Annotated in this window: 17 protein-coding genes; 7 read left to right on the top strand and 10 right to left on the bottom strand. The window is 38.9% G+C overall.

Annotated features, from left to right (window positions below; genetic code table 11):
* Positions 1-131 precede the first annotated feature (131 nt).
* Entirely contained in the window at positions 132-1,349 is a 1,218-nt protein-coding gene (gltS, locus tag SB028_RS18300) for a sodium/glutamate symporter (protein ID WP_069369560.1), read from the top strand.
* A 161-nt stretch (positions 1,350-1,510) separates the two neighbouring features.
* On the opposite strand, the gene recG is transcribed toward gltS, so the two are convergent.
* The 6 genes from recG to SB028_RS18270 form a co-directional block, all read right to left on the bottom strand.
* Positions 1,511-3,598: an ATP-dependent DNA helicase RecG gene (recG, locus tag SB028_RS18295; RefSeq protein WP_069369561.1), complete on the bottom strand. Its 2,088-nt coding sequence runs from the start codon at positions 3,596-3,598 to the stop codon at positions 1,511-1,513.
* Positions 3,599-3,602: 4 nt separating this feature from the next.
* Positions 3,603-4,325, bottom strand: coding sequence for a tRNA (guanosine(18)-2'-O)-methyltransferase TrmH (gene trmH / locus SB028_RS18290; protein WP_069369562.1), 723 nt, complete (start codon positions 4,323-4,325; stop codon positions 3,603-3,605).
* Between the two features lie 2 nt (positions 4,326-4,327).
* Positions 4,328-6,454, bottom strand: a complete 2,127-nt coding sequence (gene spoT / locus SB028_RS18285; RefSeq protein WP_069369563.1) for a bifunctional GTP diphosphokinase/guanosine-3',5'-bis pyrophosphate 3'-pyrophosphohydrolase — start codon at positions 6,452-6,454, stop codon at positions 4,328-4,330.
* Positions 6,455-6,483: 29 nt separating this feature from the next.
* The gene (rpoZ, locus tag SB028_RS18280) at positions 6,484-6,759 is read right to left on the bottom strand and encodes a DNA-directed RNA polymerase subunit omega (RefSeq protein ID WP_006534607.1); all 276 of its coding nucleotides are present in this window, start codon (positions 6,757-6,759) and stop codon (positions 6,484-6,486) included.
* A gap of 54 nt (positions 6,760-6,813) precedes the next feature.
* The gene (gene gmk, locus SB028_RS18275) at positions 6,814-7,437 is read right to left on the bottom strand and encodes a guanylate kinase (RefSeq protein WP_069369564.1); all 624 of its coding nucleotides are present in this window, start codon (positions 7,435-7,437) and stop codon (positions 6,814-6,816) included.
* A 303-nt stretch (positions 7,438-7,740) separates the two neighbouring features.
* Positions 7,741-8,358, bottom strand: coding sequence for a trimeric intracellular cation channel family protein (locus SB028_RS18270; RefSeq protein ID WP_006534609.1), 618 nt, complete (start codon positions 8,356-8,358; stop codon positions 7,741-7,743).
* A 136-nt stretch (positions 8,359-8,494) separates the two neighbouring features.
* Here SB028_RS18270 and SB028_RS18265 point away from each other — a divergent pair, with 136 nt between their 5' ends.
* The 3 genes from SB028_RS18265 to SB028_RS18255 all read left to right on the top strand — a co-directional run bounded on the left by SB028_RS18265 (position 8,495) and on the right by SB028_RS18255 (position 11,294).
* The gene (locus SB028_RS18265; protein WP_069369565.1) at positions 8,495-9,781 is read left to right on the top strand and encodes a DUF3748 domain-containing protein; all 1,287 of its coding nucleotides are present in this window, start codon (positions 8,495-8,497) and stop codon (positions 9,779-9,781) included.
* Positions 9,782-9,997: 216 nt separating this feature from the next.
* Complete coding sequence (locus tag SB028_RS18260; protein WP_069369566.1) at positions 9,998-10,885, top strand: endonuclease/exonuclease/phosphatase family protein; 888 nt, start codon at positions 9,998-10,000, stop codon at positions 10,883-10,885.
* On the top strand, positions 10,875-11,294 hold the full coding sequence (locus SB028_RS18255) for a hypothetical protein (protein WP_069369567.1): 420 nt from the start codon (positions 10,875-10,877) through the stop codon (positions 11,292-11,294). The genes SB028_RS18260 and SB028_RS18255 overlap by 11 nt, the downstream gene beginning before the upstream one ends.
* A gap of 75 nt (positions 11,295-11,369) precedes the next feature.
* Here the strand turns inward: SB028_RS18255 and glyS are convergent, their stop codons facing one another.
* Together glyS and glyQ are read right to left on the bottom strand one after the other, a co-directional pair.
* Positions 11,370-13,442 (bottom strand): glycine--tRNA ligase subunit beta, encoded by a 2,073-nt coding sequence (gene glyS / locus SB028_RS18250; protein ID WP_069369568.1) that lies wholly within the window; start codon positions 13,440-13,442, stop codon positions 11,370-11,372.
* 9 nt (positions 13,443-13,451) lie between these two features.
* Positions 13,452-14,357: a glycine--tRNA ligase subunit alpha gene (gene glyQ, locus SB028_RS18245; RefSeq protein WP_004246832.1), complete on the bottom strand. Its 906-nt coding sequence runs from the start codon at positions 14,355-14,357 to the stop codon at positions 13,452-13,454.
* 239 nt (positions 14,358-14,596) lie between these two features.
* Between glyQ and SB028_RS18240 the strand changes: the two genes are divergently transcribed.
* Together SB028_RS18240 and SB028_RS18235 are read left to right on the top strand one after the other, a co-directional pair.
* Entirely contained in the window at positions 14,597-15,181 is a 585-nt protein-coding gene (locus tag SB028_RS18240) for a DNA-3-methyladenine glycosylase I (protein ID WP_069369569.1), read from the top strand.
* 170 nt (positions 15,182-15,351) lie between these two features.
* On the top strand, positions 15,352-16,611 hold the full coding sequence (locus SB028_RS18235; protein WP_069369570.1) for a valine--pyruvate transaminase: 1,260 nt from the start codon (positions 15,352-15,354) through the stop codon (positions 16,609-16,611).
* 265 nt (positions 16,612-16,876) lie between these two features.
* Here the strand turns inward: SB028_RS18235 and SB028_RS18230 are convergent, their stop codons facing one another.
* On the bottom strand, positions 16,877-18,535 hold the full coding sequence (locus tag SB028_RS18230; RefSeq protein WP_318859712.1) for a putative transporter: 1,659 nt from the start codon (positions 18,533-18,535) through the stop codon (positions 16,877-16,879).
* 392 nt (positions 18,536-18,927) lie between these two features.
* On the opposite strand from SB028_RS18230, the gene SB028_RS18225 reads away from it, so the two are divergent.
* On the top strand, positions 18,928-19,266 hold the full coding sequence (locus tag SB028_RS18225; RefSeq protein WP_069369571.1) for a YceK/YidQ family lipoprotein: 339 nt from the start codon (positions 18,928-18,930) through the stop codon (positions 19,264-19,266).
* Between the two features lie 62 nt (positions 19,267-19,328).
* On the opposite strand, the gene SB028_RS18220 is transcribed toward SB028_RS18225, so the two are convergent.
* Positions 19,329-19,634, bottom strand: coding sequence for a DUF5339 family protein (locus tag SB028_RS18220; protein ID WP_069369572.1), 306 nt, complete (start codon positions 19,632-19,634; stop codon positions 19,329-19,331).
* Positions 19,635-19,877 lie beyond the last annotated feature (243 nt).

Below are 19,877 nucleotides of genomic sequence, written 5' to 3'. Positions count from 1 at the left end.
TATATGTTTTAACTTGTGTTTGTCTCCATTTTTTTTTCTAATCGGGGATACCTGCTTTTGGCGTTGTTTATGGATGAACTTAGCGTCGTAGTATTTTTATATAAAATTAACAAATAAGACGGGGTACATAAATGTATCATCTTGATGTTTATGGCACGCTGGTTGCGGCCACTTTGGTTCTCTTGATCGGACGTAAATTAGTGAAATCTGTTCCTTTTTTAGAACGGTATACGATCCCAGAACCCGTTGCAGGTGGGCTACTTGTTGCAGTTATTCTATTAGCATTCAAATCTTTTATGGATTGGGAAGTGAGTTTTGATCTTTCACTTAAAGATCCATTAATGCTGGCCTTCTTTGCAACAATTGGTTTAAACGCAAACCTCGCAAGTTTAAAAGCGGGAGGAAAAGCACTTTTTATTTTCGTCTTTGTTGTTGTGGGATTGTTGTTAGTACAAAATACCGTCGGTATTGCATTAGCAGAAATGTTAGGTCTGGATCCTTTAATGGGGCTACTGGCCGGTTCGATTACCTTATCGGGTGGTCATGGTACGGGTGCCGCTTGGGGTAAAACCTTTGTTGAAAATTATGGTTTTATGAGCGCATCTGAAGTGGCAATGGCTTGTGCTACTTTTGGCTTAGTTTTAGGTGGATTGATTGGTGGTCCAGTTGCACGCTACTTAATCAAAAATATCCCGACACCGGGATTAGGCGCCGATGACCATGAAATGCCAACCGCATTTGAGAAGCCGACAACAGGTCGAATGATCACTTCAATGGTTTTATTAGAAACGATTGCGATGATCTCTATCTGTTTAATGGCAGGTACGTTCCTTTCCCAATTGTTAGAAGGTACTGCATTCTCACTACCAACCTTTGTGTGTGTTCTATTTATTGGTGTGATTTTAAGTAATAGCCTTTCAATGCTTGGGTTCTACCGTGTTTTTGATAGAGCGGTGTCAGTCTTAGGTAACGTGAGTTTATCGTTATTCTTAGCGATGGCATTAATGAGCTTGAAATTATGGGAGCTTGCATCACTGGCGATACCAATGCTGGTTATCCTTGGAGTTCAAGCCGGTGTAATGGCGCTGTATGCTATTTTTGTGACTTTCCGTGTCATGGGTAAAAACTACGATGCCGCGATTTTAGCAGCAGGTCACTGTGGTTTTGGTTTAGGCGCAACACCAACGGCGATTGCGAATATGCAAGCGGTAACAGACCGTTTTGGACCGTCTCATCTTGCGTTCTTAGTCGTGCCTATGGTTGGTGCATTCTTTATTGATATTGTGAATGCAATAGTGATTAAACTGTATCTAATGCTACCGTTTTTTACGCCAATCGTTGCAGGGTAGTTTGGTTGCTATAAATTAAAATAGCGTCAAAACGTTAAAGAGCACCTCAATGTTGAATATCAGCATTGAGGTGTTTTGCTATGCGGTATTAAATTTACGAATATTTCAAGATCAGCCCAAAGCGAGTTTAAACGCACGCTAAGCCATACAAAAGAATCACCTTAAGCTTGGCTGTATTGTGTCTTAGCAGGTAGCCAGCGTTCGATTAAGGCTTGAGAATGTTTAGGATAGTGTTGATGCAGATAACGAGCAATGCGCTGAACCTCAGGAATAAGCCCTTGGTCGCGTAACAAATCAGCGACTTTAAATTGTGCATTACCTGTTTGCTTAGTACCTAAAAGTTCACCAGGGCCACGGATTTCGAGATCTTTTTGTGCAATCACAAAACCGTCATTGCTATCTCTTAATACCTGCAATCGCAAACGTGCTGTTTGTGTGAGTGGTGTTTTATATAGCAAGACACAATGAGAGGCGATTGCGCCTCGGCCTACACGTCCACGTAATTGGTGTAACTGTGCGAGTCCCAGTCGTTCTGGGTTATCAATGATCATTAAACTTGCATTAGGTACGTCAACACCGACTTCAATTACGGTTGTTGCAACTAAAAGTTGAAGCGCATTTTCTTTAAAGGCGGTCATGACGGCCTGTTTCTCTGCAGGTTTCATTCGCCCGTGCACCAATCCCACGTTGATTTCAGGGAGTGCAATGGTCAGTTCATCATAGATAACTTGGGCGGCTTGTGCTTCAAGAACATCAGAATCTTCAATTAAGGTACATACCCAATAGGCTTGTCGCTTTTCTTCTGTGCACGCTAGCTTGATGCGTTCAATAATGTCATTACGGCGAGTATCAGGGATAGCGACCGTGGTCACTGGTGTTCGACCCGGTGGTAATTCGTCGATAATAGAGGTGTCCATATCCGCGTAGGCCGTCATCGCTAATGTTCTCGGGATCGGCGTTGCTGTCATGACTAATTGATGGGGATGAAAGCCTTGCTCTTCACCCTTTTTCCATAATGCGAGACGTTGATGAACACCAAATCGGTGTTGCTCATCAATAATCACTAAGGCTAGGGAGTGAAATTTAACTTGTTCTTGGAAAATAGCATGCGTTCCAATAATGATCGATACTTCACCATTCGCAATGGCGTTTTGTTGTGTTTCGCGCGCTTTCCCTTTCTGTTTTCCGGCTAGCCAACCTACTTGGATATCAAAAGGTTCAAACCATTTTTTAAAGGTTAATGCATGTTGCTCTGCCAATAACTCTGTTGGTGCCATTAAAGCCACCTGCTTGCCATTAGCAATGGCACGTAATGCGCTTAACGCTGCAACTAACGTTTTACCTGAACCTACATCTCCTTGGATTAATCGCATCATTGGATAGTCTTTTTCTAAATCGGCTTCTATCTCATTGACGACACGTTGTTGTGCATTCGTAGGCGTAAAAGGGAGCGATGCGAGAAATTGCTGACGTAATGTTGACGTATTTGGCATAAACAATGGTTCTGCACGATAAGATTGTGCGCCAGCTCTTGCATTAAGCATACCTAGATTGTGGGCAAGTAACTCTTCAATAATGAGTCTTTTTTGCGCAGGATGCTGTCCTTTTTCAAGCTCTGCAAAAGCGATATCTGGTGGCGGATTATGCAGTGTACGTAATGCGGTGGCTAGCGGGGGTAAACCGTGAATAAACTGATCGGGTAATAGTTCATGAATAGCACAGGTATCAAGTAATTCTAATGCTTGCTCTATTAATTTACGTAGTGATGCTTGGCGCAAGCCTTCTGTTGTTGAATAGATGGGCGTGAGTGTTTCTTGCAGTTTAACTTCAGAGCCAGCTACTTTGATTTTGTATTCAGGATGAATAATTTCTGGGCCCCGACTTCCTCGTTTCACTTCACCATAAGCAGTGACTTGTTTACCTTGAGCAAGGTTATTTTTCATTGCTGCTGTAAAATTAAAAAAGCGAAGTGTTAAAATGCCAGAGCCATCCGAAATTTGGCAGGTCATCATTTTACGTCTGCCAAAACTGACTTCAGTTCTTAATATTTCACCAGAGACAGTGGCAGGAATACCGGGAAGGAGATCGCTGATAGCATAGAGATGCGTTTGATCTTCATAACGCAAAGGAAGGTGGAGTAACAAATCCTCAATAGTCACAAGCCCTATTTTTGCCAGTTTGTCTGCCTGACTTGCACCTACGCCGTGAAGAGTGGTTAAGGGGATTGCATCAAGCAGTTTTCCTTTCATGGGATCAATACTCCGTCTTTTTTAATTTCCTAAGTTGTTTTTGCGTCATTTGCATTTCTGCCCACCATGACTCAGGTGCTTCAATTTCGCCGTTGCCATTAATATAAGGGCGAGGCAGTCCTTTTCGACGAGAAACTTCTGCCAATACAGGGTATCCACCTTCAAAGAGAAGAATTTGTTGTTCTTCTTCCGTTAAGATGCTCTCTGTTCGATTATACATACCCGCAGCCTGACGTTGGCGTTGTGCTTCATATAAAATGAGTGCACTGGCGACAGAAACATTTAGGGATTGTACCATTCCCATCATCGGCACAATAATATCTTGATCTGCAAGGGCGATAGCATCTTGTGAGATCCCTGTTTTTTCTTGTCCCATAATAATACAAGTCGGGTGTGTGTAATCAATCTCACGAAAATCAACCGCTTTATCTGAGAGGTGAGTCGCAAGAACTTGCATACCTTGGACACGAAAGGCACTCACCGCATCTGTAATAGTAGGATGTGTTTCTACATTGACCCAACTGTTACTCCCTGCCGCAGGGGAAACTAACATCCGCATTTTTTCTTCAGGCCAAATCGCATGAATTTTAGGGATCCCCACAGCATCAGCCGTTCTTATAACAGCAGCAACATTATGAGATTTATGTACTTCTTCAAGGCAAACAGTAAGATCAGGCTGCCGCATCGCCATCATTTGGCAGATGCGGGCATATCGAATTGAATTCATGACTAGTTTTTATTACGGCTAACGCGCAGAACGTCAGGCATGATGCGAAGTTTACGCATGATATTGGCTAATTGAATTCTGTCTTTCGCCGTTAAGCGAATAAAAGCACAATACACACGACCATCTTTCTCTTCTGTATTCATACTTTGAATACTTGAGTTTGCATCATTAATAGCTGCGGTTAAGTTTGCTAAAGCGCCCTGGTGGTTAATCATATCGACTTTAATTTCAGTAATGAAATCGCTATTGATCTCTTTATCCCACTCGACAGGCATGAATTTTTCAGGCTCTTTTTGGTAACCACGAATATTACGACAAGATTCATGGTGGATAACCAAACCTTTACCTGGACTAATATGTGCAACGATAGGATCACCCGGAATAGGGCGACAGCATTTAGCGAAGGAAATCAATACGCCATCAGCACCTTTAATTGGGAGTTTAGGGGTTTCATCATGGGGTGTTTCTGTTTGTGCGTTTTCATCTTGATTTTGACTATCAATCAATAAGTTACGCGCAACAACAACACTCATTGTATTACCTAAACCAATTTCAGCCATTAAGTCGTCGATTGAATGAAGCTTCATACGCTTCAATTCGCGCTCAATATTTTCAGCTGAAATATCAGCAAGCTTGTGCTCGCCTAATGCGTGATTGAGTAAACGACGACCTAAATTAATAGAGTCTTCACGTTTTAGATTTTTCAGTAGTTGTCGAATTTTAGAACGTGCTCTTGAACTGACGACAAAGTTTAGCCAAGCTGCATTGGGTCTTGCGCCTGGCGCGGTAATAATTTCAACTGTTTGTCCGGTGCGTAGTGATTGTGAAAGAGGGTAGGGTTGTCTATCAACTCTTGCACCCACACAAGCATGACCGATATCTGTGTGTACAGCATAAGCAAAATCGACAGGTGTCGCACCAGTGGGTAATTCAACTATGCGACCTTCTGGTGTGAAAACGTAGATTTCATCAGGAAAGAGGTCTGATTTTACGTTCTCAATAAATTCAAATGAGCTACCCGCACTTTGTTGCAATTCAAGTAAACTTTGCATCCATCGTTGAGCTCTAACTTGTGCCGTGGTGCCTGGTTGTTCACCTTGCTCTTTATAAGCCCAATGTGCCGCAACCCCCATTTCTGCCATTTGATCCATATCTTCAGTACGAATTTGCACTTCAACAGGCACTCCGTGAGGGCCAATTAGTGAGGTATGAAGAGATTGATAGCCGTTGGCTTTGGGGATGGCAATATAGTCTTTTACTCGACCGGGACGTGGTTTGTAAAGACTGTGCATTTGACCTAAAACGCGATAACAGGTATCGACTTCTTTCACGATAACGCGAAAGGCGTAAATATCCATGATCGAGTGAAAACGTTGCTCTTTTAACAACATTTTCCGATAGATAGAGTACAGGTGTTTTTCGCGACCGTTAACTTTGCATTCAATATGGGCTTCTGTCAGGCGACCTTCAATTTCAGAGAGGATTTTATTAATCATCTCTTTACGGTTGCCTCGAGCGGCTTTCACGACTTCTTTGATTACACGGTAGCGATTAGGATGTAGCGCCTCGAAACCCAGCTCCTCAAGCTCTGTTTTGATATGGTGTATACCCAAACGGTGTGCAAGAGGACTGTAAATTTCGAGTGTTTCACGAGCAATACGGCGACGTTTATCTGGGCGTAATGATCCCAGCGTGCGCATATTGTGAGTTCGGTCTGCCAGTTTGATCAAAATGACGCGGATATCTTTTACCATCGCCATAATCATCTTACGAAAGTTTTCAGCCTGAGCCTCTTTTTTGTCTCTAAATTTCAATTTATCAAGCTTAGAGACACCTTCAACAAGATCGGCTACCGTACTACCAAAGAGGTTTTCGATATCTTGGAAGGTTGCAGGTGTATCTTCGATAACATCATGCAACAGCGCCGCCATGAGCGTTTGGTGATCTAATCGCATATCTGCAAGAATACACGCAACCGCAACAGGGTGAGTAATATAAGGCTCACCACTTGAACGAGTCTGCCCCTCGTGAGCATTTCGGGCGACGATAAAGGCTTTTTTAAGTTGTTCAACTTGCTCCGATGGCAAATATTTTTGAACGATTTGATTCAGGCTTTCAAACAGGTACAAGGCAGACCTACCCCTATTTTATAAAACGATTAACGACGACCTTCCGCAATCGCTGAAACAGCTTGTAATTCTGCTGCTTCTTGCTCTTGCTGCTCTTGACGTTCACGAGCATCAAGAATTTTACCGTTAATCAGGCCTTCTTCGATTTCACGTAGCGCGACAACAGTCATTTTATCATTTTCTTCTGGCACTAAAGGATCTTTAGCGCCGACTTGTAACTGACGCGCACGACGTGCTGCGACCAGAACGAGGTCAAAACGGTTACCAATTTTTTCTACAGCGTCTTGAACGGTTACGCGTGCCATATTTGTGTTACTCCACCATTAACGAAATGACTGGGCATAATACTGAAAGTTAACTCAGTCTGCCAATAATTTGCTGATTAAATCACCATGTCGTAGCGTTTGACGATCAAGGCGTAATTTTTCTGAACGAATAATTGATTGTAAATCAGCAAGCGCAGTATTGAAATCATCATTAATCAGCAAATAATCATACTCATTAAAATGTTCCATTTCCGATACAGCTTGTGACATACGTTTTGTAATCACTTCTTCGCTATCTTGTCCACGTCCACGAAGACGGCGGTAAAGCTCTTCTTTTGACGGTGGCAGAATAAAAATACTGCGAGCTTCAGGCATTGCTTTACGCACTTGCTGTGCGCCTTGCCAGTCGATATCTAAAAAGACATCCACACCACTGGCTAATATCTCTTTGATAATTTTACCTGAAGTGCCGTAATAATTACCAAAAACACAAGCATGTTCGAGGAAATCCCCGCTGTCTATCATGCTTTTAAATTCTTCTTCAGTAACAAAGAAGTAATGTTCACCATGGTTCTCTCCCGGTCGCATTGGGCGGGTTGTATGAGAGACAGAAACCTGTGTGTCATATAAAGGTTGTGTTTTTAACAACGCTTGAATAAGACTTGATTTACCCGCACCGCTTGGAGCGGAAACAATATAAAGTGTTCCTTGGATCATGATGACTTTCTGAATTTGACTGGAGAATTAAGTATAAATACATATTTAGGGACAATCCCCTATATAGTATACACATACAACGAATGACATACAGTGCCCATGTTTAATACGGGACCATTTTTTTCTTATTACATTCTATTTTCTTAATATAGAAACAAGAGAAAAATTAAACGATGTCAATATTAACATACAATTAAAGATTCAGTGATAGGAATTACCTTTTATCACAATAGTGAAAAGAGATTATATTTTGAGATACCCCACAGAATCAAAAAGAACCGCTACCGTTAAAATAGCGATTCGTTAATCTTGATTCTCATAATTAAAGACAGGTAAGCCCAATTTATAACGAATAGCGAGAAGTCGAGCGGTTAACCCCGCAATGAGGGTAATGATGATAATGACATCTCTTGGTAACGGTGTATAAAATAGTAATCCCATATAAAGCCACGCAGCACCAAAAGCGATACCGGCATAAATTTCTTTTTGGAAAACCAGAGGAATGGTATTACAAAGCATATCTCTTAATACACCACCAAAAGCACCTGTAATCACCGCGGCAATAGCAGCAATAATTGGACCATACTCCATATCGAGTGCGATCTGTGCGCCGATAATAGAGAAAACCATTAGACCGATGGCATCTAAGATAAGGAAGAGTCGCTGTAAGTGTTTCATCATAGGAGCAACCCACATGGTGATCACAGCAGCACATGCAACAGTGACAATATATTCTGGGTGTTTTACCCAACCCAGTGGGTAATGGCCGAGTAAAATGTCTCTGACAGAGCCACCACCGATGGCCGTTGCAGAGGCGATAATAATAACGCCAAAAACATCCATTTTACGGCGACCAGCAGCAAGTGCGCCAGTCATGGCTTCGGCAGTAATACCAATAATATAGAGAACACTAAGTAACATGATTTTCTAATTTTTTGACTATTTAGTGAGGGTAGAATAATTACCTTGCGAAAAAGTCTCGACTGAATTTTTTTAGTGCCAGGTAAAATTAATTAGTTTTTATAATGTGGAAATTTATTTCCCGATAAGGATAAATATGTCTTTTCAGGAACACCAGATTACGTTTGATAGCCGTCATCATCAGCTAACCAATATAAATGTTTGGACACCAGATAGCCAGTGGTTAGTCTATGATGTACGTCCCAATGGCGGATCTTTTACAGGTCTAACCATAGAAAAAATTCATGCGAAAACAAAACAGCAACAGATCATTTACACCGCAACACAAGGAGCACATGCAGGGGTTGTGACAGTAAGCCCAACAGAGCCCGTACGTTATGCTTTTATTCATGGACCAGAAAATCCAGATAGTGAATGGCATTATGACTTTCATCATCGTCGAGGTGTGATTGTTGATGAGTCAGAAAACAATCGGGTATTTAATATTGATGCTTGTTCATTGACATCCCCTTATCAAGCTGGTGCATTACGTGGCGGTACACATGTTCATGTATTTAGTCCTGATGGCACACGTTTAAGTTTTACTTACAATGACCATATCATGCATGAACTTGGCAGCGAATATGATCAACGTAATGTCGCTGTTGCTGTGCCGCTGAAAGCGGTTAGCGTTGCTAAAAAACACCCACGTGAATATGACGGTGAATATTTTTGCACTGTAATCAGCCAAACCGTCGCGCATCCACAAAAGGGGAGCGATGAAATTAATAAAGCTTATGAAGAGTGTTGGATTGGTACTCAAGGTTATACAAAGGCTGATGGTTCACAACAACGTTGGGCGATTGCATTTATCGGCGATACTGTGAGTGAAAGTGGCGATAAGGTTTCTGATATTTTTCTAGTGGATTTACCAGATGATAATCAGGATTTCAGCATTGAAGGAGATAAGCCACTGGCAGGAACCGACACAACAATGCCCGCAGTGGCTAAAGGTATTCATCAAGTTCGTCTAACAAATACAACAAATAGGAAATATGCGGGTGTTTTAAATCAGCCTCGTCACTGGTTAAGAAGTTCACCACAAGGTGATGCAATCGCCTTTTTAATGAAAGATGATAACGGTATTGTGCAGTTATATACCGTATCGCCAAGTACGAAAGAGATAAAGCAAGTCACTTCGCAGGATTGGGATATTCAGTCAGCCTTTACATGGAATAGTAACGGGCAATATCTCACCTTCATTTGTGATAACAGTGTGATGTTATGTCATGCAAAAACGGGTGAGTTAACGCGATTAACAGAAAGAACAGCACAAGCACCAAGTAGTGATGCGGTCGTGTTCTCTCCGAATGACCAATATATTGCATTTATGCGTGATATTGAGGGTTATCGCCAGATATTTACCGTAAAAACAGAACTGTAAAAATTTTCAATATATTGAAAAGGTATCTTAAATAATAAGATACCTTTCACTTAATAAAAAACTAATAATTTAAATGTGAATTAAAATATTTATTTGTTTTGATTTATTTTATTGTTTTTTCTATTTTTATTTATTGTGCTAAATTATTAAACTTTAATGAAACAATAATGGGTAATATTTAAAGATAATTTATTGTTAATGGAATAATATATAAAAATGGAATTGAATTTATGCTGGTGGAATATGGGATTATCTCCACCAATAAGATCAAGTAAGAAAACAAATATAGAAGACATTGGATTAGCCAAACAATACCTTGGGAGAATGATAAAAAAAAGAACACTGGATATCGTTGCACTTTGTGAGATTTCTAAAAAAGAAAACCTAGATTTTAAACAATTAGCTTGCGAATTAAATATGGAATACATTGATCTATCAGGAAGAATAGGGCGTATATTTATTGATATATCTATAATGTATAAGATGAGTAAATTAGAGTTTATCTCAAGTAAATTTTTAACTAAGCTTCAACCTGATAATAGAACAATAAGAGTCGGTGTGAGTGTTGTATTTAAAGAAATTGAAAATCAAAAAATGATCACATTCTTTTTATCACACTGGCCATCAGTACTCAGTGCTGATGATAAGATCAGGCGTATAGCCGCCCAAGAATTGAGGAATAGTATTGATAAGTTATTTGAGAGTAAAGGAAAAGATACTCAAATTATTTGTATGGGGGATTATAATACAGAGCCTTATTCTGATGCGATGATTAATACATTATATGCAACGAGAGATTACCATATAATAAAAAAGAAAAGAGAGTTATTATTTAATCCATTTTGGTATCTTTTGTCTGATAAGAAAACAAATAATTTAGGTACATATTATTATAATTCAGCTTCAATGAGTCGATGGTATGTTTTTGATCAAATGATCTTTTCTTCATCATTTTTATATGGAAAAGAGGATTGTTTTAAGTTAGATCTCGAGCAGATTGATTTTTATCGGATCCTCACTGATGACAATCACTGCCTTGATGATATTTTCTTTAAAAAGTTTGATCATTATCCAATATTTTGTAGGATTTCACATGAACGATGAAAATCATTTTTTTGAAAAGATAAAGGCTTCATTGGATAGAGCATCATCTATCATTGATATAAAAAAGCAAATAGAAAATAAGATAAGTATAGTTATCGAAAAACTAGAAATGATCACTAATAATAAAATAAAAATATTATTTAAAGACAATCATCATTACTGCCCTAAATTTATTAATAGTGAAAGACTTATTTATATCAATAAAGTAAATATAAATGATGAGTCTGGGTTTATACTATTTGGTTATAGTTTTAGTAAAATAAATGGGTTTCCTATTGAGATAGAAACGGAAATTGAATCTTTTCATGCAGAAGATATTGATGATTTATTACATATTATTGTGAATATCATTGATAAACAATCGATAAGAATTATGGAACTTGTCCATCATCCTCTCAAAGATAATTGAAGTGAAAATAATGATTTTGATAAAAAACCGGCATTGCTTTTACAATGCCGGTTTACACTTTTTAAACTTTACAATTTATTGTAAAACAGAAATATCCGCGACTCTTAAGAACAGTTCACGCAATTGACTTAACATCGTTAAACGGTTGATACGAACCGCTTCGTCTTCATCCATTACCATGACTTTATCAAAGAAGTTATTAACCACATCACGTAATGATGCCAGCTCAACTAATGCTTCCTGATATTTGCGTTCTGCAAATAAGGGTGCCAACTTATCTTGTAATACCGCAAGATTCGCTGCTAATTGAACTTCTTCTGGTGCTTTTAAGACGGAAGCTAAAACGGCGTCATTCAGTTTTACATCAGCGGATTTCGCTAAAATATTAGAAACACGTTTATTAGCTTCTGCTAATGCAGAGGCTTCTTCTAATGTACGGAAATAAGTGACTGCTTTAACGCGGGCATTGAAGTCAGCAGGTTGTGTTGGGCGACGTGCTAATACAGCTTGAATAGTATCAATGCTGTAACCCAGCTCTTGATACCAAGAGCGGAAACGGCCTAACATAAATTCAACCACATCACTGACGACATTTTTATTCGTCAGCTTGTCACCGTAGAGGCGAACCGCTTCTTGTGTTAGCTCTTCAATATCTAACGGTAAATCTTGCTCAACAATAATACGTAAAACACCCAATGATGCACGACGTAGCGCAAATGGGTCTTTATCCCCTTTAGGATGTTGACCAATACCGAAAATACCCGCAAGTGTATCCATCTTCTCTGCAATAGCGAGGGCGCTAGCAACAGGATTAGAAGGTAATTCATCACCTGCGAAACGAGGTTGATATTGTTCTTTCAGTGCCACTGCGACTTCTTCGGCTTCACCATCATGACGTGCATAATGCATACCCATAACACCTTGGGTATCTGTGAATTCGAATACCATATTGGTCATTAAGTCACATTTTGACAGTAAACCTGCACGGGTTGCTTTATTAACATCAGCACCCATTTTGTCTGCAATAAAGCCAGCTAATGCTTGAATGCGGTCTGTTTTATCACGCAGTGTGCCTAAATCTTTCTGGAATAATACCGTTTCAAGGCGTGGTAAGTTATCTTCTAAACGTTGTTTGCGGTCAGTTTTAAAGAAGAATTCAGCATCCGCTAAACGAGGACGTACGACTTTTTCGTTACCGCTAATGATTTGTTGTGGATCAGAAGATTCAATATTAGTAACGAAAATAAAGTTAGGTAACAATCCACCTTGTTTATCATAAACAGGGAAGTATTTTTGGTCACCTTTCATGGTGTAAACCAGTGCTTCAGCAGGAACTTCAAGGAATTTTTCCTCAAATTTTGCTGTTAGTACAACCGGCCATTCAACCAATGAAGTGACTTCTTCCACTAAGCTATCGCTTAAATCTGCGATACCACCAAGTTTTTCAGCAGCAAGGCGAGCATCATGAAGAATAATTGATTTACGCGTTTCGTAATCAGCGATAACTTTTCCGCGTTCATAAAGAATTTCAGGATACTGATCCGCATTATCAATAGTGAACTCAGCTTCACCCATAAAGCGATGACCACGAATAACGCGATCGCTTTGGATACCTAAGATTTCACCATCAATAACAGTATCACCTAATAATAAGGTGACTGTATGAACAGGGCGTACAAAGTGAGTGTCTTTATCGCCCCAGCGCATTAATTTGGGGATTGGTAATTTTGATAATGCAGTGCTTACCATGCCAATCAGTAATTTGTTAACCGCTTCACCTTTTACTTCTGCACGATAAAATAACCATTCGCCTTTCTCTGTTGATAAACGCTCAGCTTGGTCAACAGTAATGCCATTACCTCTTGCCCAACCTTCAGCCGCTTTGGTTGGTTTACCCTCAGCATCAAAGGCCTGAGCAATCGCAGGACCACGTTTTTCAATGGTTCTATCTGCTTGTGATTTTGCCATATTAGCCACTTTAATGGCTAAACGGCGTGGGGCTGCAAACCAAGATACATCACCATGAGTGATATTTGCGTTATCCAGTTCAGCCGTAAAATTAGCAGCAAAAGATTCGGCTAAAGAACGAAGCGCTTTCGGCGGTAATTCTTCTGTGCCGATTTCCACGAGGAAAGTCTCAGTTGTCATGATAGCCTCTTACTTTTTACACATAGGGAAACCAAGCGCTTCACGAGAAGCATAATATGCTTCAGCAACCGCTTTGGTTAAAGTACGGATACGTAAAATATAACGCTGACGCTCTGTCACAGAGATAGCTTTACGTGCATCCAATAAGTTAAAGGTGTGTCCTGCTTTTAAAATACGTTCATAGGCAGGTAAAGGCAGAGGCTTTTCTAACTCTAACAACTCACGCGCTTCTTTTTCATATTGCTCAAAGCAAGAAAATAGGAAGTCTACATCGGCGTATTCAAAATTATAGGTTGATTGCTCAACTTCGTTTTGATGATAGATATCGCCGTAGGTGGTTTTACCTAACGGACCGTCACACCAAACTAAGTCATAAACGCTATCAACACCTTGAATATACATGGCTAGACGTTCTAAGCCGTAGGTAATTTCACCCGTAACTGGTTTGCACTCTAATCCGCCTACTTGTTGGAAATAGGTAAACTGCGTCACTTCCATGCCGTTGAGCCAAACTTCCCAGCCTAAGCCCCAAGCACCTAAAGTTGGGTTTTCCCAGTTATCTTCTACAAAACGAATATCATGGATTGTTGGGTCTAAACCTAACTCTCTTAGTGAGCCAAGATAAAGCTCCTGAATATTATCAGGTGATGGCTTAATGATAACTTGGAATTGGTAATAGTGCTGTAAGCGGTTAGGATTTTCACCGTAACGTCCGTCTGTTGGACGACGTGAAGGCTGTACATAAGCCGCAGCAATAGGCTCTGGTCCTAATGCTCGTAAACAAGTCATTGGGTGTGATGTGCCTGCGCCCACTTCCATATCTAATGGTTGGACAATGGTACAGCCCTGGCGAGCCCAGTAATCCTGCAGTGTCAGGATAAGACCTTGAAAGGTTTTGGTATCAAACTTTTGCATGTTATATCCGCATGGCGATACATAGAATAAAAAGAAAGGTTTCAGTATACCTTCTAGACGAAAGATATACAGCAAGGAATGAGGGCAATTTTTCCTCGATCAAAAAAATAATCCCTTAATTGAGTTTATGACTATGCTCAAAGAATTAGATTGAAATTTTTTTTGCCTATTTACATGTATGTTTATACAGTATATAAAATGGTGTTATTAAAAGTTATTAGTAACAAGGAAATAAGAAAATGAATAAACAGCGTTGCGATTGGGTAACCAATGATCCTGAATATTTGGCATATCATGATGAAGAATGGGGTAAACCTGAGCGAGATAAATATAAGCTTTTTGAAATGATTTGCCTTGAAGGTCAACAAGCGGGGCTATCTTGGTATACCGTACTTAAAAAGAGAGAAGGTTTTCGTCGCTGTTTTTTTGATTTTTCACCTGAAAAAATTGCCAAAATGACAGATAAAGAAGTTGAAGCTTTATTGCAAGAGCCCGCAATTATTCGTCATCGAGGAAAAATTAACGCCATTATCAATAACGCACGTATTTTTATGGCGATGGAAGCGCAAGGTGAAGATTTTAGTCAATTTATTTGGCAATTTGTGGATGATAAACCCATCATTAATCAATGGAGTGATATCTCTCAAGTGCCTGCATCCACTGAAATCTCAGATAAAATGGCAAAAACGCTGAAGAAAAAAGGCTTTAAATTTGTGGGAACGACAACTTGCTACGCTTTTATGCAAGCCGTTGGTATGGTAAATGACCATATTCTCTCTTGTTTTTGTCACCAAGATAAGACTAAAAACACCAATAAAAAGTAAAATATGAGTTGAGTTATCTTTAATTTTGAATACTTTTAGCTTTATATTTCAATATTTAAAATTATATTAATATTACTATTCTATCATTTCGATTATAACTATTGATGCAGATTAAAGCTCGCGGTATGGTGTTTCTTAACGAGAAAGCAACATAGAAGATACCTGCAAAGATGACTCAACTATCACAATTTGGGCAAAAGTTTGCTCAGCATTCAGGCATTGCTCGCTTGATGCAAGACTTAAATGAAGGCATACGCACACCCGGAGCTGTGATGCTCGGTGGTGGAAATCCAGCTCATATTCCTGAAATGGATAATTATTTTCGCCAATTACTTAAAGAGATGACAGAAAATGGCTCATTAAGTGATGCGGTCTGTAACTATGATGGTCCACAAGGCAAAGATGCCATGTTACAAGCGTTGGCGACATGTTTAAAAGAGAAGCTAGGCTGGAATATTTCGGCGAAAAATATTGCACTAACTAATGGTAGTCAAAGTGCTTTTTTCTATTTATTTAATTTATTAGGTGGCACAACAAAGAGTGGGAAAAAACGTAAAATTCTTTTCCCTATCGCTCCTGAATACATTGGTTATGCTGATTCTGGATTAGAAGAAGATCTGTTTGTTGCGAATAAACCAACAATAGAAATGTTGCCGAATGGGCAATTTAAATATCATGTTGATTTTGCTCATCTTGAAATCAGTGATGATATTGCGGCTATTTGTGTTTCAAGACCAACAAACCCAACGGGTAATGTGATTACAGATGACGAAGTTGAAAAGCTAGAGGCTTTAGCTAAACGACACAATATCCCGCTGATTATCGATAACGCTTACGGTGTTCCTTTTCCGGGTATTATTTTTACTCAGGCAACACCTCGTTGGAATGACAACACTATCCTTTGTATGAGTTTGTCTAAGTTAGGCTTACCAGGCGCACGCTGTGGCATTATTATCGCCAATGAAGAGCTGATTTCAGCCATTACAAATGTTAACGGCATTATTAGCCTTGCACCTGGTGGAATTGGGCCTGCAATGGCATTAGAAATGCTAAAACGTGATGATTTAATGCGATTATCCCAAGATGTGATAGGTCCTTTCTATCATCAACGAGTACTTGAAACTATTCATATTATTCGCCGCTATTTACCTGAAGAACGTTGTCTTATCCATAAGCCTGAGGGGGCGATCTTTTTGTGGCTTTGGTTTAAAGATTTACCTGTTTCTTGTGAAGAGCTTTACCGCCGCCTGAAAAAACGTGGTGTATTGATGGTGCCAGGACATTACTTCTTTCCAGGATTAGAAGATACATGGGATCACGCTCATCAATGTATGCGAATGAATTACGTACCTGAGCCTGAATTGATTGAAAAAGGAATAAAAATTCTGGCTGAAGAACTCGAGAATATCTATCAGCCAGTGAATATCTAATAAAAATGCCCCTTCAGCGAGAAGAAGGGGCAAAGACAATAACGAGGACTTTTGAGCATAAGTTTGACGGAAAGAAATTGATTACTAAAAATTTAGCAATCCGTCTCAATCTAAATTTCTTAGCACGAGAACTATTAAAACAGACATTCATAAAATCTATGGCTTAAATAAGAGCCATTCATTGCCTTAATTGTCCCTCTGCTAAGCTAAATGTGGATTTTGATAACAATTTTTGTTCAACTATTTAATATATTTATTATTTTTACTACAAAGTCCATATAATAAGAGCCATTAATTGTGGTGTTATAATACGTAAAAACATTGCTAAAGGATAAACTGTGGCATAGGAAAGAGCAGCCGCTCCGCTTGAGTTATGAATTGAGTTTGCGAAGGCTAATGCAGGGGGATCTGTCATTGAACCTGCTAACATTCCGCAGAGGCTTAAATAATTAAGTTTAAAAAAGACTCTGGCGACCACTCCGACAATTAATAGTGGTAATAACGTAATCAAAATACCATAGCCAATCCAACTCAAGCCTTGACCATAAATTAATGTTTCGACAAATTCACCGCCAGAGTTTAGCCCTACCACCGCAAGAAACATGACAATACCCAGCTCTCGCAATGCTAAGTTTGCACTTGGAGGCATAAACCAATAGAGCTTACCAAATGTACCAATACGCCCTAAAATTAAGGCAACAACAAGGGGACCACCTGCTAACCCTAGTTTAAGTGCCACAGGAATACCGGGAATAAAAATAGGAATAGAACCAAGTAAAACGCCTAAGCCAATACCAATAAAGACTGGGAGCATTTGAACTTGTTCTAATTTCTGACGAGCATTACCAAGCAGAACGGTAATGGCTTCAATAGATTCAGGGCGCCCAACGACATTAAGGATATCCCCGAATTGCAACATACTATTATTGCTTGGGATCAGTTCAATACCCGCGCGGTTCAATCGAGTGACGACGACATCGTATTTTCTTTTAAGATCCAGATCTTTTAAACGCTTACTGAGCACAGAATCATTTGTTACAACGACCCGCACTGATTGCAGTAAATTTGTTGATGTTGAAAGTGAAGCATCGACCTCTTCACCAAGTACTAGACGTACCTTATTGAGATCTTCCTTTGACCCCACAATATGCAGTAAATCTCCCAACTGAATAATTGTTGATGGCATAGGTACCATAATGTTATCTCCGCGCTTTAAGCGAGAGCAGACGATGGCATCTTCATTGAGTAAAGGAATATCTTGCATTAATAAGCCATCTAAATTGGGGTTTTTAACCGCAATATTAATAGTATGTAGCGCATCTTTAGTGCTGTGTTGTTGGTTGCTAAAGGCTTTTGCTTCTTCATCAATATTGATTTTAAAGAACACACGAATAAGCCACATAACTAGCAGAATGCCACAGATCCCCATAGGATAAGCCATGGCATAGCCCATTCCCATTTGCCCCACAGATGTTGGGTCGACATGCAGATCCGTCAGTATTTGTTGTCCTGCGCCTAAAGAAGGCGTGTTGGTAACAGCACCAGAAAAAATACCTAATATAATAGGTAAAGGAACGTCAAATAGACGATAAATAGATGCAGTTATGATTGAGCCAAGCAGAATAATGAATATGGCAAAGGCGTTTAGTTTTAAGCCCGAAACACGTAGTGAGGAGAAAAAACCAGGGCCGACTTGGATACCAATAGTATAAACGAAAAGAATAAGCCCAAATTCTTGAATAAAGTGAAGGGTTTGTGTATTAAGTGACAAATTATACTGTTGAGCAAAATGACCAACAATGATGCCACCAAAAAGAACACCACCTATCCCTAGGCTGACCCGATAAATTTTGATATTGCCGATCCAAAGACCTAGAGCGCCTGCTAATGACAACATCACCATTGTTAATGCAATATCACTCATAAAAAAGATCCTGTACCCAAAAATAAAAATGAGAAAATTTGAGCTAAAACGATAAACCTATTTTGGCAAAGAACGAAGAAACTCGCTGTGTCTTATCGCACAGATTCAGCATATATAAAGATCAAAAAAATAAGAAAGATAAATATAGAGTTAAAATATCTTATTAAAATAAATAAGGTTGAATTCTAATATCATAAAAACATAATAGTTATGTAATATTATTATGATTTTTTTAATTAGATAAAGTGAAAATTTTCTTACTCTAAAATTATATATTTAATGACTAAAAAATTAAGCTTTTTTATATCATCTTTCTCTTGTCCTATAAGTGAAAACAGGTTTAACTGTATGATAAAAAGCGCTGACTCCAGATCTCGTTTTATAGGTGCCTTATGATATTCAGAACAACAAGTAAAAATTTAACATTAGTAGCCACATTTTTGACGACATTACTGACAGGTTGCTCGAGTGTTATGACTCACGCTGGCCCGAATAAAGAACTTTATTCAGGGACAAAAAATAACATGACCATGCTAAAAGATGATGAAACCGGATGGGCAATGAAACCATTGGTTATTCTCGATTTCCCTTTTAGTGCCGTATTAGATACTTTATTATTACCTTATGATTATTATACTCAGGGGGAAGATAAAAGTGAGAATTCACCTAAAGAGCGCATAAAAAGATTGGAAAGTACAACTGCGAATAATAATCATGAAAATAAGAACTAATATCAAATTAATGACTAAATAATAAATAAGTAATTATATCTAGTCATTAACTGTTTATTTGATTATTTATTTAGTGTTGTTTCTTCTTTAGGGCCAAACATTTTATTCAAACTATTAAGCTCTTGCATTTCTTTGTCACATATTGCTTTTTGCTTTGTCAGAGGCGTTGTCATTATTAGCTTTTTGCTTTGCTCGAAGTTAGCTTTAATCTCTGGCATATTATGCTTTAGATCTTCTCGTTGAGAAATATACTGAATAAATTTATCCGCTTCTTTAAAGTACACTTGGCAAGCATGAACTGTAGATGCTTGAGCTGGAAGTGTAGTTGATAATAAAAGTAGTACGATACTCCACCAACGTTGTTTCATTCTTCTAAACTACCTACCTGATTTGACATAAGGGAATTATATAAAAAACACGCTTATTAAACGATAATAATTAAAAATAAATTTTTATTTTTGTCATGTTTTATAAATAACGTTAAGTAAGAAAGTGAGAGTAAAACGAAGAAAGGAAGGTAAGCTTGTTGCAATAACGCTAAAATTCACTTTTTTTATGATAAAAAGTTAAAAATCAACCGTTTTGTTTGAAAACCATACGAACAGTCAGGA

The sequence above is a fragment of the Proteus vulgaris genome (assembly GCF_033708015.1).
Classification (GTDB): Bacteria; Pseudomonadota; Gammaproteobacteria; order Enterobacterales; family Enterobacteriaceae; genus Proteus.
Note: the sequence above shows the minus strand (reverse complement) of the source record. Positions and strands in the feature narration are given on the sequence as shown.

Bases quoted from the DNA above. Each gene is read 5' to 3' on its own strand.
- gltS (WP_069369560.1), top strand. From the start codon at position 132: ATGTATCATCTTGATGTTTATGGCACGCTGGTTGCGGCCACTTTGGTT.
- recG (WP_069369561.1), bottom strand. From the start codon at position 3,598: ATGAAAGGAAAACTGCTTGATGCAATCCCCTTAACCACTCTTCACGGC.
- trmH (WP_069369562.1), bottom strand. From the start codon at position 4,325: ATGAATTCAATTCGATATGCCCGCATCTGCCAAATGATGGCGATGCGG.
- rpoZ (WP_006534607.1), bottom strand. From the start codon at position 6,759: ATGGCACGCGTAACCGTTCAAGACGCTGTAGAAAAAATTGGTAACCGT.
- gmk (WP_069369564.1), bottom strand. From the start codon at position 7,437: ATGATCCAAGGAACACTTTATATTGTTTCCGCTCCAAGCGGTGCGGGT.
- SB028_RS18270 (WP_006534609.1), bottom strand. From the start codon at position 8,358: ATGTTACTTAGTGTTCTCTATATTATTGGTATTACTGCCGAAGCCATG.
- SB028_RS18265 (WP_069369565.1), top strand. From the start codon at position 8,495: ATGTCTTTTCAGGAACACCAGATTACGTTTGATAGCCGTCATCATCAG.
- SB028_RS18260 (WP_069369566.1), top strand. From the start codon at position 9,998: ATGGAATTGAATTTATGCTGGTGGAATATGGGATTATCTCCACCAATA.
- SB028_RS18255 (WP_069369567.1), top strand. From the start codon at position 10,875: ATGAACGATGAAAATCATTTTTTTGAAAAGATAAAGGCTTCATTGGAT.
- glyS (WP_069369568.1), bottom strand. From the start codon at position 13,442: ATGACAACTGAGACTTTCCTCGTGGAAATCGGCACAGAAGAATTACCG.
- glyQ (WP_004246832.1), bottom strand. From the start codon at position 14,357: ATGCAAAAGTTTGATACCAAAACCTTTCAAGGTCTTATCCTGACACTG.
- SB028_RS18240 (WP_069369569.1), top strand. From the start codon at position 14,597: ATGAATAAACAGCGTTGCGATTGGGTAACCAATGATCCTGAATATTTG.
- SB028_RS18235 (WP_069369570.1), top strand. From the start codon at position 15,352: ATGACTCAACTATCACAATTTGGGCAAAAGTTTGCTCAGCATTCAGGC.
- SB028_RS18230 (WP_318859712.1), bottom strand. From the start codon at position 18,535: ATGAGTGATATTGCATTAACAATGGTGATGTTGTCATTAGCAGGCGCT.
- SB028_RS18225 (WP_069369571.1), top strand. From the start codon at position 18,928: ATGATATTCAGAACAACAAGTAAAAATTTAACATTAGTAGCCACATTT.
- SB028_RS18220 (WP_069369572.1), bottom strand. From the start codon at position 19,634: ATGAAACAACGTTGGTGGAGTATCGTACTACTTTTATTATCAACTACA.